Origin of the sequence: Streptomyces sp. NPDC006283 (genome assembly GCF_040613325.1) — a bacterium.
Lineage (GTDB): Bacteria > Actinomycetota > Actinomycetes > Streptomycetales > Streptomycetaceae > Streptomyces.
In genome coordinates this window covers 1-13822 of sequence record NZ_JBEXRZ010000199.1, presented here as the reverse complement: position 1 = coordinate 13822, position 13822 = coordinate 1, and the positions used below count along the sequence as shown (strand labels likewise).

The following is a 13822-nucleotide window of genomic DNA, read 5'->3' as shown; positions in this document are numbered from 1 at the left end:
GCTTTTTCCTTCGCGGACATACCCGACAAGCAATGACCCGGCGTCAAACCCCGTGCGCGGACCGGGATATGCTCCCGCCCGTCGTCATATGATCTCAGGCGTTGTGCGGCTCCGGAATACGCATGGTGAGGATGGCCATGTCGTCCGAGGCCGGCTCCGCCGCGAAGCGCTCCACGGCACGCAGTACCTTGCCCGCGACCGCGCCCGCGGTGAGGCCCGTGCAATTCGCCAGAACCTCGCTCAGGCCGTCGTCGCCCAACATGCGCGTGCCCTCGCGGCGTTCCGTCACGCCGTCGGTGACGCAGAGCAGGACGTCGCCCGGATCGAGCGTCACCATCTGCTCGTAGAGCTCCAGGTCGTCCATGACGCCGAGGAGGGGCTGCGGCTCCGCCGCCGGCTCGACGCTGCCGTCCTGGCGCAGCCGCAGCGGCAGCGGGTGGCCGGCGCAGACGACCTTGAGGACTGCGCTGCCGTCCTCCTGAGGCCACAACTCCCCGTACAGAAGCGTCAGGAAGCGGCTGCGGGCGCCCTCGTCCAGGATGGCCGCGTTCAGCCGCTCGAGTACCGCGGGTCCGCCGAAGCCCTCGCGGGCGAGCAGGCGCAGCGCGTGCCGGGCGAGGCCCGTGACGGCTGCTGCCTCCGGGCCGGTGCCGCAGACATCGCCGATGGCGAAGCCGTAGGCACCGTCACGGATGGGGAAGAGGTCGTAGAAGTCGCCGCCGACCTCGTTGCCCTCGCCGGCCGCGCGGTAGATGACCTCGACCTCGACGCCCGCGATCTGCGGGAGCTCCGGCGGCAGCAGACTGCGCTGGAGGGACTGACTGATCGCCATGCGCTCCGAATAGAGCCGGGAGTTGTCGAGGGCGAGGGCGGCCCGGCGGGAGAGGTCCTCCGCCAGTTCCAGGATCTCCTGACGGAAGTGGTCGTCGGACGGCTTGCCGAGAGTCAGCATGCCGATCACTCGGTTGCGCGCGACGAGCGGCAGCACGACGGTCTCGCCGCCGACCGCGGCCGCTGTGGCCAGCGTCGTACCGATGCCCGAGGAAACCGGCGGCGTCGAGCCCAGACCCAGTTCTCGCTTCGACGCGAGGAGCGCGGCCCTCTGGGCCGCCTCCCCGGGCGCGTTCCACACGCGCGCACCGGGGGTCGGCACCGGGTCGGGCGGGTCGACCTTCGACAGGAGGGCCTTGAGGCCGTCGATCCGCTCCTCGTCCTCGTGCAGCACATAGCTGAGGTACGGCTCGGAGGACTGGTCGGCGATCGTGTACACCGCGCACCAGGTGGCGAGCGTGGGGACCGTCATCTGCGCCATGAGGGCGAGCGTCTGGTCCCGGTCGAGGGTTCCGGCCAGCAGGTCGGAAGCCTCGACGAGGAAGGACAGGGAGCCGCGGCGCAGCCGTTCCAGTTCGCCGAGCCGGGCGGATTCGACGGCCAGTGCGATACGGTCCGCCGCGAACTGCAGACGCAGCGCCTCCTCGTTCGAGTAGCGCCCGGCGGACTCGGCGGCGACCCCGAGCGAACCGGTGAGCCGGCCCTCGACCTTGAGGGGCACGGTGACCACCGAGCGCATGCCGGTGGAGTTGAGGAGGGGGACGGCGCCGGGAACGGCGCTGAGGTCCTCGTGGACTGCGGGCATGCGGGCGGAGCCGTAGCGTCCGGAACCGGCTTCGACCGGGACGCGCGCGAAGCGCTGGCGGGCCGACGGCAGACCGGTCGTGGCCCTTACCTCCAGCTCGGTCTCGTCGTCGGTGGCCAGGAGCAGGAACGCGGCGTCGCCGTCGAGCATGTCCCTCGCGCGTTCGACGGTGCGCTGGAGCAGACCGTCGAGGTCGTCGGGGGCGGGGGAGCCGATGAAGACCTCGAACGGGTCCGTGCTGCGGTTCTCCGCTCCGCTGTCCGTGCCGTGGGCGCGCTGAGGGGTCTGCAGCACGGCACGCTCGTCGTCGCGCACCAGCAGACAGACCGTCGAAGGCTCACCGTTGGTGTCCCGTACCCGCAGATGCGAGGCGTACACCGGGATGACCCGACCGTCGATGCCGCGGACTCCGTAACTGCCCTCCCAGCGGGAGAGCTGCAGCGCCTCGACGATGCCGGTACCGGTGCCCGGCGTGTGCGGCCACGCCGCGAAGTCGGTGAGCGGCTTGCCGATGACCTGGTCCGCCGGATACCCGAAGAGGTGCTCCGCGTCCTCGTTCCACACGGCGATGGTGCCGGTGCGGTCGATCTGGGTGACGGCGACGCGGACCCGCTCCTCCGCGACCGGGAGCAGCGCGACGGGCAGCACAGGGCCCGCGGACCGGGTGCCCACCGAGCGCTGCGGCAGGTCCAGTTGGAACCACACCGTCTTGTGTGTGGGCGTGTACTCGACGCCCCAGCGGGCGGCGAGCGCGGCGCAGAGCAGCAGCCCGCGGCCGTTCTCGGCGTCGAGGTTCGCAATCGAGCGGCCGGTGCCCTGTATCGGGACTTCGCGCTCGGGATAGTGGTCGGCGACCTCGACGCGGACGCCGTCCTCGGAGCGCAGGCACAGGACGTCGGCGGAGGTTCCCGCGTGGACGACCGCGTTGGTGACGAGCTCACTGGTGAGGACGACCGCGTCGTCCACCACGTCGGTGTGTCCCCACCCCTGAAGGGTGTCGCGGACGAATGCACGGGCGGTCGCGACGGACCGCCCGACGGGGTCGAAGCTGGCGGCCGCCCGCGCGGTGATCACAGAACTCCTCGTACGCGTCTCGACGCCCGGCTCTGCCATGATTCGGCCTGCCCCTCCCGGTGCCCGGTTGTGTGACGAGCACCACACCGCCCCCGCCGGGCGGACCGGGGCGGTTGGACAGTCGGATGCCAGGTTACTTACCTTCGCTGTCCGAGCGGATGCCGGTTGCCGCTGTTTCCGCCCTGTGGGGGTGGGGACGCTATGCGAAGCTGCCGAACTGTTATCGCCTGGTTCCGGCATGGTGAAACACTGGGCAGGCTTCCTGAGACGGCCCAGGCAGTACGGTCAACCTTTGCGGGAGGGACACGGTGGAGTCTGGCGTGACGGCGCGGGCTAAAGAGACGCGCGCGAAAGGCGGACGGTCCCGGAGCAATGGGACAACCGAAGTCGATACAGCGGCCCTGCACAGGCTGCTGGCGGCGCTCGTGACGATGCGCGACGGGAATTTCCGCCGCCGTCTGACGGTGTCGGGCGACGGTGTGATGGCCGAGATCGCGGCCGTCTTCAACGAGGTCGCCGACCGCAATCTCCACCTCACGGGTGAGATGGCGAGAGTCCGCAGGATGGTGGGCCGCGAGGGAAAACTCACGGAGCGGCTGGAGACGGGTGCCTGCGAGGGCTCCTGGGCGGCGGCCGTCGACGCCGCCAACGAACTGGTGGACGACCTGGCACGCCCCGTGTCGGAGGTCGGCCGGGTACTCTCCGCGGTCGCGGACGGTGACCTCGAGCAGCGCATGGAGCTGCGCTCGCCTGCCGCGGATGCTCAGGACGGGGCGGCGGTGCGCCCGCTGCGCGGCGAATTCCTCAAGGTCGCGCGCACGGTCAACAGCCTGGTCGACCAGCTGTCGGCGTTCACGGACGAGGTGACGCGGGTCGCGCTAGAGGTCGGCACCGAGGGCAAGCTCGGCGGCCAGGCGCAGGTGCGCGGCATGTCCGGTTCGTGGAAGGACCTCACGGACTCGGTCAACACCATGGCGTACCGGCTGACCGCCCAGGTGCGGGACATCGCACTCGTCACGACGGCCGTCGCCAAGGGTGACCTTTCCCGCAAGGTCACCGTCCACGTGGCCGGCGAGATGCTGCAGCTGAAGGACACCGTCAACACGATGGTCGACCAGCTGTCGTCGTTCTCCTCCGAGGTGACCCGGGTGGCCCGGGAGGTCGGTACGGAGGGCGAGCTCGGCGGTCAGGCGACCGTGCCGGGCGTGGCCGGTGTGTGGAAGGACCTCACCGATTCGGTGAACACGATGGCCGGAAACCTCACCTCCCAGGTACGGGGCATCGCGGAGGTGACGACGGCGGTCGCCAACGGTGACCTGTCGCAGAAGGTCACCGTCAACGCCCGCGGCGAGGTGGCGCAGCTCGCCGAGACGATCAACCAGATGACCGAGACGCTGCGGACGTTCGCGGACGAGGTCACGCGCGTAGCCAGCGAGGTCGGTGCGGAGGGTCTGCTCGGCGGTCAGGCGCAGGTTCCGGGCGCGGCGGGTACGTGGAAGGACCTCACCGATTCGGTGAACACCGTCTTCCGCAACCTGACCACCCAGGTGCGCGACATCGCGCAGGTGACGACGGCGGTCGCCAACGGTGATCTGTCGCAGAAGGTCACCGTCGATGTGGCCGGCGAGATGCTGGAGCTGAAGAACACCGTCAACACGATGGTGGACCAACTTCAGTCGTTCGGTTCAGAAGTGACGCGTGTGGCCCGCGAGGTCGGCGTCGAGGGCCGCCTCGGCGGTCAGGCCGAGGTGCCGGGCGCGGCGGGTACGTGGAAGGACCTCACCGATTCGGTGAACACCGCGTTCCGGAACCTCACCGGCCAGGTGCGTGACATCGCGCAGGTGACGACGGCGGTCGCCAACGGTGATCTGTCGCAGAAGGTCACCGTCGATGTGGCCGGCGAGATGCTGGAGCTGAAGAACACCGTCAACACGATGGTGGCGCAGCTGTCCTCGTTCGCCGACCAGGTCACGCGGATGGCGCGGGACGTGGGTACGGAGGGCCGCCTCGGCGGTCAGGCGCGGGTCGACGGCGTCAGCGGTACGTGGAAGGAACTGACGGACTCCGTCAACTTCATGGCCGGCAATCTGACGTCGCAGGTGCGTCAGATCGCGCAGGTGACGACGGCGGTGGCGCGGGGTGACCTGTCGCAGAAGATCGACGTGGACGCGCGGGGCGAGATCCTCGAGCTGAAGAACACCATCAACACCATGGTCGACCAGCTGTCGGCCTTCGCGGAGCAGGTCACCAGGGTGGCCCGTGAGGTGGGCACGGACGGCCGCCTCGGCGGCCAGGCTCAGGTGCCCGGTGTGGCGGGCGTGTGGCGTGATCTGACGGACTCCGTGAACGGCATGGCCGGGAACCTCACGGCGCAGGTCCGCAACATCGCGCAGGTGGCCACGGCGGTGGCCCGGGGTGACCTGTCGCAGAAGATCGACGTGGACGCGCGGGGCGAGATCCTCGAGCTGAAGAACACGCTCAACACCATGGTCGACCAGCTCTCGAATTTCGCGGAGCAGGTCACCAGGGTGGCCCGTGAGGTGGGCACGGAGGGCATCCTCGGCGGTCAGGCCGAGGTGCAGGGCGTCTCCGGCACCTGGAAGGACCTCACCCAGTCCGTCAACTTCATGGCCAACAACCTCACCAGCCAGGTGCGCAACATCGCCGAGGTGACGACGGCGGTCGCCAAGGGCGACCTGTCGAAGAAGATCACCGTCGACGCCAAGGGCGAGATCCTGGAGCTGGTGACGACCGTCAACACGATGGTCGACCAGCTCTCGGACTTCGCGGACGAGGTGACCAGGGTCGCCCGCGAGGTGGGTACGGAGGGCGTGCTGGGCGGCCAGGCGCGGGTGCGGGGCGTCACCGGCATCTGGAAGGACCTCAGTGACAACGTCAACCTGATGGCCAACAACCTGACCAGCCAGGTGCGCAACATCTCCCGGGTCTCCGCGGCGGTCGCCAACGGCGACCTGACGAAGAAGGTGACGGTGGAGGCGCGCGGCGAGGTCGCCGAGCTCGCCGACACGGTCAACACGATGGTGAGGACGCTGTCGTCGTTCGCCGACGAGGTGACCCGTGTGGCCCGCGAGGTGGGCACGGACGGCCGCCTGGGCGGCCAGGCGCGCGTGCCCGGGGTCTCCGGCACCTGGAAGGACCTCACGGAGTCCGTGAACTCGATGGCGTCCAATCTGACGGGGCAGGTGCGTCAGATCGCCACGGTCACGACCGCGATCGCCAAGGGTGATCTCACCCGGAAGATCGACATCGACGCGCGGGGCGAGATCCTCGAGCTGAAGACCACCATCAACACCATGGTCGACCAGCTCTCCTCGTTCGCCGAGGAGGTCACCAGGGTCGCCCGCGAGGTGGGGACCGACGGGCAGTTGGGCGGTCAGGCGCGGGTGCGGGACGTCGACGGCACCTGGCGGGACCTGACCGAGTCGGTGAACGAGATGGCCGGGAACCTGACCCGTCAGGTGCGCGCCATCGCGGCCGTCGCGACGGCGGTGACCCGCGGCGATCTGAACCTCAAGATCGATGTGGACGCGGCCGGAGAGATCCAGGTCCTCCAGGACAACATCAACACGATGATCGCGAACCTCCGCGACACCACTCTCGCCAACGAGGAACAGGACTGGCTCAAGGGCAACCTGGCCCGTATCTCGGGTCTGATGCAGGGCCGTCGCGACCTCGAGGACGTCGCGTCGCTGATCATGAGCGAGCTGACGCCGGTGGTGTCCGCGCAGCACGGCGCCTTCTTCCTCGCGATGCCGACGAGCAGCGGTTCGGACGCCTCGGCGGGCGGGGAGTCGTACGAGCTGGTGATGCGCGGCAGTTACGGCTACTCGGCCGGACTGATGCCGACGTCGTTCCGGCCGGGGGAGACCCTGATCGGTACGGCGGCGGAGGAGAAGCGGACCATCCAGGTCAATGTGCCGCCGGGTTATCTGAAGATCTCCTCCGGCCTGGGAGAGGCCTCACCTGCTTATGTGATCGTCCTTCCGGTGCTGTTCGAGGGCAAGGTCCTCGGGGTGATCGAGCTGGCGTCGTTCCAGCCGTTCACGCAGATCCAGCGGGACTTCCTCAACCAGATCGCCGAGATGATCGCGACGAGCGTCAACACGATCAGCGTCAACACCAAGACCGAGGTGCTGCTCAAGCAGTCGCAGGAGCTGACCGAGCAGCTGCGGGAGCGTTCCGCCGAGCTCGAGAACCGGCAGAAGGCGCTGCAGGAGTCCAACGCCGAGCTGGAGGAGAAGGCCGAGCTGCTGGCACAGCAGAACCGGGACATCGAGGTGAAGAACACCGAGATCGAGGAGGCCCGGCAGGTGCTGGAGGAGCGGGCGGAGCAGCTCGCGGTCTCGATGCGCTACAAGTCTGAGTTCCTGGCGAACATGTCGCACGAACTGCGGACGCCGCTCAACTCGCTGTTGATTCTCGCGAAGTTGCTCGCGGACAACGCGGACGCCAATCTCTCGCCGAAGCAGGTGGAGTTCGCCGAGACGATCCACGGCGCCGGGTCCGACCTGCTGCAGCTGATCAACGACATCCTCGACCTGTCGAAGGTCGAGGCGGGCAAGATGGACGTCAGTCCGACCCGTATCGCGCTGGTGCAGCTGGTGGACTACGTCGAGGCGACGTTCCGGCCGCTGACGGCGGAGAAGGGGCTCGACTTCTCGGTCCGTGTCTCGCCGGAGCTGCCCGCGACCCTGCACACCGACGAGCAGCGGCTGCTGCAGGTGCTGCGCAACCTTCTGTCGAACGCGGTGAAGTTCACCGACAGCGGCGCGGTCGAGCTCGTCATCAGGCCGGCGGGCGCGGACGTGCCGCAGTCGATCCGGGAGCAGCTGCTGGAGGCCGGGTCGCTGAGGGACGCGGACGGGGACCTGATCGCCTTCTCCGTGACGGACACGGGTATCGGGATCGCGGCCGGGAAGATGCGGGTCATCTTCGAAGCGTTCAAGCAGGCGGACGGTACGACCAGCCGGAAGTACGGCGGTACGGGTCTCGGCCTGTCGATCAGCCGGGAGATCGCGCGGCTGCTGGGCGGCGAGATCCATGCGGCGAGTGAGCCCGGCCGTGGCTCGACCTTCACGCTGTATCTGCCGCTCCACCCCGCCGAGCTTCCGCCGCAGGGGTATCCGCAGCTGAGCCCGGGCATCACGGACAGCCGGGGCGTGGACGGCGCCGCGGAGGACGGCGGCGAGCAGGTGCCCGTCCGGTCCGCTCCGGCGCCGCGCGCGGCCCCGGGCCCTGCGGCCCTGCTGCGGCGCCGGCGCAAGGCGCAGTCGGCCGCGGAGCCCCAGCGGACTGCCGGGCAGCCTGCGGAGGCGCCGGGCCACGAGCCGTGGGGACAGGTTGCAGGCGAGCAGGAGGTGCCGGAGCAGCGGCGGGTGTTCACCTTCGACGGGGAGAAGGTCCTGATCGTCGATGACGACATCCGCAACGTCTTCGCGCTCACCAGCGTGCTGGAGCAGCACGGGCTGTCGGTGCTCTACGCGGAGAACGGCCGGGAAGGCATCGAAGTGCTCGAGCAGCATGACGATGTGACTGTCGTACTGATGGACATCATGATGCCGGAGATGGACGGGTACGCGACGACGACGGCGATCCGCAGGATGCCGCAGTTCGCCGGGTTGCCGATCATCGCGCTCACCGCGAAGGCCATGAAGGGCGACCGGGAGAAGGCCATCGAGTCGGGCGCCTCCGACTATGTGACCAAGCCGGTCGATCCGGACCATCTGCTGACGGTGATGGAGCAGTGGATGCGCGGGGAGTGACTGCTGGGCGTGCGATTTTGCGCGGGTCGCTGATCGAGTGTGGATGATCGCGTGTGAGACCGGAGTATCCGGGGAACTATCCGGTCTCGCCCCGCGTTTGCGGTACGTGCACAGTGACATCACGGTGACAGGGTGTGGCGACGGGCGGGGTGCGGCTACCATGACCGGCACAAGGACGGGCGACGCAAGGGAGTCGTCCCCTGGGGCGGCGCCCGGTGCGTCCTCCGGCTCTTCGGGCCGGAGAGACCCCATGCCGGGGCGAGGAGGACGGGGCATGGTGCAGAAGGCCAAGATCCTCCTGGTCGATGACCGGCCGGAGAATCTGCTTGCGCTGGAGGCCATCCTCTCCGCGCTCGATCAGACACTGGTGCGGGCATCGTCAGGGGAGGAAGCGCTCAAGGCGCTGCTGACGGATGACTTCGCGGTCATTCTGCTGGATGTCCAGATGCCGGGAATGGACGGTTTCGAGACCGCCGCGCACATCAAGCGGCGCGAGCGGACCAGGGACATCCCGATCATCTTCCTCACCGCGATCAATCACGGACCCCACCACACCTTCCGCGGTTACGCCGCGGGTGCCGTGGACTACATCTCCAAGCCGTTCGACCCGTGGGTGCTCCGTGCGAAGGTCTCGGTCTTCGTCGAGCTCTACATGAAGAACTGCCAACTGCGTGAGCAGGCCGCGCTGCTGCGCCTCCAGCTCGAGGGCGGGGCCCAGGCCGACGCGGGAGCGGGCCGGGAGCCCGCGGGCCTCCTCGCGGAACTCTCCGCGCGGCTCGCCGCTGTCGAGGAGCAGGCGGAGGCGCTCTCCAAGCAGCTCGACGACGAGTCGGCGGACGCGGCGGCGGTGGCCACCGCCGCCCACCTGGAGCGCAAACTCACCGGACTGCGCAGGGCGCTTGACGCCCTGGAGCCCGGCACGGGCGGCGGCTCGGCCACCCTTCCGTCGCAGAGTTGACGACCGCTGCCGCAGCTTGAGGCCTCGTCAGTTTGGCGCCTCATACGTCGCGACACGTACGGGTGAAGCAGTGGGCACACGTGTGAGCAGCGGTCGACACCGGTAACCTCACCACCATGGCCTCACGTACGTCCGGCAAGGGTTCCCAGGGCACGGCGGGCACCGCGAAGCCGCGCGCCGGCCGTACGACCGGTGTCGCGAAGAAGGCGGCGCCCGCCAGGAAGACCGCCCCCAAGAAGCCCGTGCCCGCAAAAAGGGCGCCCGCGAAGAAGGCGACGGCCAAGAAGGCGGCTGCGCCGAAACCCGCGCCGTCCCCCACCGGGGGCGTGTACCGCCTTGTGCGCGCCGTCTGGCTGGGGTTCGCCCACACCGTCGGCGCGATGTTCCGCGGCATAGGGCGTGGCGCAAAGGGCCTTGATCCGGCGCACCGCAAGGACGGCCTGGCGCTGTTGCTGCTCGGCCTCGCACTGATCATTGCGGCGGGCACCTGGTCGAATCTGCAGGGACCCGTCGGCGGTCTCGTCGAGATGCTGATCACCGGCGCCTTCGGCCGGCTCGATCTGCTCGCGCCGCTGCTGCTGGGCGCCATCGGCGTGCGGCTGATCCTCTATCCGGAGCGGCCCGAGGCCAACGGCCGTATCGTGATCGGTCTTTCCGCGCTGATCATCGGCGTCCTCGGACAGGTCCACATCGCGTGCGGATCGCCCGGCCGCGGCGAGGGCGCGGAGGCGATCCAGGACGCCGGCGGCCTGATCGGCTGGGGGGCGTCCAAACCGCTGATCTTCATGATGGGCGAGGTCCTCGCCGTCCCGCTGCTGGTGCTGCTCACCGTCTTCGGGCTGCTCGTCGTGACCGCCACGCCCGTCAACGCCATCCCGCAGCGCCTGCGGCTGCTCGGTTCCAAGCTCGGCATCGTCGAACCGCCGGCCGGGCCGCGGGGCGAGAGCGGTGAGGACGACGAGCAGTGGCGCGAGGCTCTGCCCGCCCGGCCCCGCCGCTCCTCACGCCGCGATGGCATGCCCGTCGGCCACGACCCGGGCGCCGCAGAGGAAGAGGCGCTCTCCCAGCGCCGCCGCCCGCGCCGGCCCTCGGCTCAGCCGGCCCTCGGTCGTGAGATGGACGCCGTCGACGTCGCGGCGGCCGCTGCCGCCGCCCTCGACGGAGCAGTGCTGAACGGCATGCCTCCCTCGCCGCTCGTCGCGGACCTCACCCGCGACGTCACGGCCGAGCGGCAGCGCGCCGCCACGCCCGTGCCGACCGCCCGGGAGCCGGAGGACGCCGACCGCAGTGAGCCGAAGGCTCCCGCGCCGAAGGCCTCCACGGCGAAGGGGGCCGTGCCCGACCTGACCAAGCCGGCGCCCGAGAAGTCCGAACCTCTCCCGCCCCGCGCCGAGCAGCTTCAGCTGTCCGGCGACATCACGTACTCGCTCCCTTCGCTCGACCTGCTCGAGCGCGGCGGCCCGGGCAAGACGCGCAGCGCCGCCAACGACGCGATCGTCGCCTCGCTGACCAACGTCTTCACGGAGTTCAAGGTCGACGCGGCCGTCACCGGCTTCACCCGCGGCCCGACGGTCACCCGGTACGAGGTGGAGCTCGGCCCCGCCGTGAAGGTCGAGCGCATCACGGCCCTGACCAAGAACATCGCGTACGCGGTCGCCAGCCCCGACGTGCGGATCATTTCCCCGATCCCCGGGAAGTCCGCGGTCGGCATCGAGATCCCCAACACCGACCGGGAGATGGTCAATCTCGGCGACGTCCTGCGTCTCGCGGACGCCGCCGAGGACGATCACCCCATGCTCGTCGCACTCGGCAAGGACGTCGAGGGCGGCTATGTGATGGCCAACCTGGCGAAGATGCCGCACGTCCTGGTCGCCGGCGCCACCGGTTCCGGCAAGTCGTCCTGCATCAACTGCCTGATCACGTCCGTGATGATAAGAGCGACGCCGGAGGACGTGCGGATGGTGCTCGTCGACCCCAAGCGGGTCGAGCTCACCGCCTATGAGGGCATCCCGCATCTGATCACGCCCATCATCACCAACCCCAAACGGGCCGCCGAGGCCCTGCAGTGGGTGGTGCGCGAGATGGACCTGAGGTACGACGACCTGGCCGCGTACGGTTATCGGCACATCGACGACTTCAACCAGGCCGTGCGCCAGGGGAAGGTCAAGTCGCCCGAGGGCAGCGAGCGGGAGCTCCAGCCGTATCCGTATTTGCTGGTCATCGTCGACGAGCTCGCGGACCTCATGATGGTCGCGCCGCGTGACGTCGAGGACGCGATCGTCCGCATCACGCAGCTGGCGCGCGCCGCGGGCATTCATCTGGTATTGGCGACCCAGCGTCCTTCCGTCGACGTCGTCACCGGCCTGATCAAGGCGAACGTGCCGTCACGGCTCGCCTTCGCCACCTCCTCGCTCGCCGACAGCCGGGTCATCCTCGACCAGCCGGGCGCGGAGAAACTCATCGGCAAGGGTGACGGGCTCTTCCTCCCGATGGGCGCCAACAAACCAACGCGCATGCAGGGCGCCTTCGTGACGGAGGACGAGGTCGCGGCCGTCGTCCAGCACTGCAAGGACCAGATGGCTCCCGTGTTCCGGGACGACGTGGTCGTCGGCACGAAGCAGAAGAAGGACATCGACGAGGACATCGGCGACGACCTCGATCTGCTCTGCCAGGCCGCCGAGCTGGTCGTTTCCACGCAATTCGGCTCGACGTCGATGCTGCAGCGCAAGCTGCGGGTGGGCTTCGCGAAGGCGGGGCGGCTGATGGACCTCATGGAGTCACGGAACATCGTCGGCCCCAGCGAAGGATCGAAGGCACGTGACGTTCTTGTGAAACCCGACGAACTGGATGGAGTGCTCGCCGTGATCCGGGGAGAGACTCACTCGTAAGGGTTCGGTGAGCAACCGTTTCCCTTGGTTATACGTCAAGTTGGAGGAAGGGATGTACAGATGTCCCCGACCCCGGGATCGGCCGTCCATTCCGATGGCGTACAAACCTTCACCGCCCGCTTGCCCCACCCTTTCGTACCACCCATAGACTGAACCTCCAGCAGGTGGTTACACGCTCGAAAGGCGCCCCCGTGTCCATCGGCAACTCCCCCGAAGACGACCGTCCTTCAGTCGAAGACGACGGGCCTTCGATCGGTCGCGTGCTCCAGCAGGCGCGTGTCGGCGCAGGCCTCACCGTTGACGAGGTCAGTACCTCCACACGGGTGCGCATCCCCATCGTGCACGCGATCGAGGAGGACGACTTCTCCTGCTCCGGCGGTGATGTGTACGCCCGCGGACACATCCGCATGCTCGCCCGCGCCGTCGGACTCGACCCCGATCCGCTCATCGAGCGGTACGACGCCGAGCACGGCGGCCGCCCGGCGCCGACGCCTGCCGCGCCGCTGTTCGAGGCCGAGCGCATCCGCCCCGAGCGGCGCCGCCCCAACTGGACCGCGGCCATGGTCGCCGCGATCGTCGCCGTGGTCGGCTTCGCCGGCTTCACGCTGTTCAGCGACGGCGAGAGCGAGGGTGGCGGCAACACCGTCGCGGAGGGTGCCGCACCCGAGACGAAGAAGCCCACCACACCGACCACCAAGCCCGCCGACCCCAAGCCCGATCCTTCCGACAGCGCCATCGCGGCACTGCCGAAGGACAAGGTCACGGTCAAGCTCTCCGCCACCGGCGACAAGAGCTGGATCTCCGCCAAGTCGCACAACGGCAAGCTGCTCTTCGACGGGCTCCTGCTCAAGGGCGAGACCAAGACCTTCCAGGACGACGAGCGCGTCGACCTGATCCTCGGGAACGCCGGGGCGATCGAGCTGTTCGTGAACGGCAAGAAGGTCAAGGACGAATTCGAGATGGGCGGCGTCGAGCGGCTCTCCTACACGAAGGGCGACCCCGAGGTCGGCTGACGGCACCCGTGCGGAACGTGTGACGCAGGGCCTCGACCCTCGCGGCGGGGGTGTGGGCCGGGACAAAGTAGTCTTGAGCCCATGCCCGAACGCCGTACCGTCGCCCTTGTCACTCTCGGATGCGCCCGTAACGAGGTGGACTCGGAGGAGCTTGCAGGCCGCTTGGCAGCGGACGGCTGGGAGCTCGTCGAGGACGCCTCCGACGCCGACGTCGCCGTGGTCAACACCTGCGGATTCGTCGAGGCCGCCAAGAAGGACTCCGTCGACGCCCTGCTGGAAGCCAACGATCTCAAGGATCACGGCAGAACCCAGGCCGTCGTGGCCGTGGGCTGCATGGCCGAGCGGTACGGCAAGGATCTTGCGGAGGCCCTTCCCGAGGCCGACGGGGTGCTCGGATTCGACGATTACGCCGACATCTCCGACCGCCTGCAGACCATCCTGAGCGGTGGCGTCCATGCCGCCCACACCCC

General features: G+C 69.0%; 5 protein-coding genes and 1 pseudogene. 5 read left to right on the top strand and 1 reads right to left on the bottom strand.

Going from position 1 to position 13822, the window contains the following annotated elements:
• Nucleotides 1–94: 94 nt before the first annotated feature.
• Nucleotides 95–2749, bottom strand: coding sequence for a SpoIIE family protein phosphatase (locus ABZ070_RS29200; protein ID WP_356638337.1), 2655 nt, complete (start codon nt 2747–2749; stop codon nt 95–97).
• 392 nt (nt 2750–3141) lie between these two features.
• On the opposite strand from ABZ070_RS29200, the gene ABZ070_RS29195 reads away from it, so the two are divergent.
• The 5 genes and pseudogenes from ABZ070_RS29195 to ABZ070_RS29175 all read left to right on the top strand — a co-directional run.
• Entirely contained in the window at nt 3142–8493 is a 5352-nt protein-coding gene (locus ABZ070_RS29195; RefSeq protein ID WP_356638336.1) for a HAMP domain-containing protein, read from the top strand.
• A 274-nt stretch (nt 8494–8767) separates the two neighbouring features.
• The gene (locus tag ABZ070_RS29190; RefSeq protein ID WP_356638335.1) at nt 8768–9451 is read left to right on the top strand and encodes a response regulator; all 684 of its coding nucleotides are present in this window, start codon (nt 8768–8770) and stop codon (nt 9449–9451) included.
• 116 nt (nt 9452–9567) lie between these two features.
• Nucleotides 9568–12339 (top strand): DNA translocase FtsK, encoded by a 2772-nt coding sequence (locus ABZ070_RS29185; RefSeq protein WP_356638334.1) that lies wholly within the window; start codon nt 9568–9570, stop codon nt 12337–12339.
• Nucleotides 12340–12530: 191 nt separating this feature from the next.
• The gene (locus ABZ070_RS29180; protein ID WP_356638333.1) at nt 12531–13352 is read left to right on the top strand and encodes a helix-turn-helix domain-containing protein; all 822 of its coding nucleotides are present in this window, start codon (nt 12531–12533) and stop codon (nt 13350–13352) included.
• An 81-nt stretch (nt 13353–13433) separates the two neighbouring features.
• Nucleotides 13434–13822: pseudogene (locus ABZ070_RS29175) on the top strand (30S ribosomal protein S12 methylthiotransferase RimO); the annotation flags it as partial.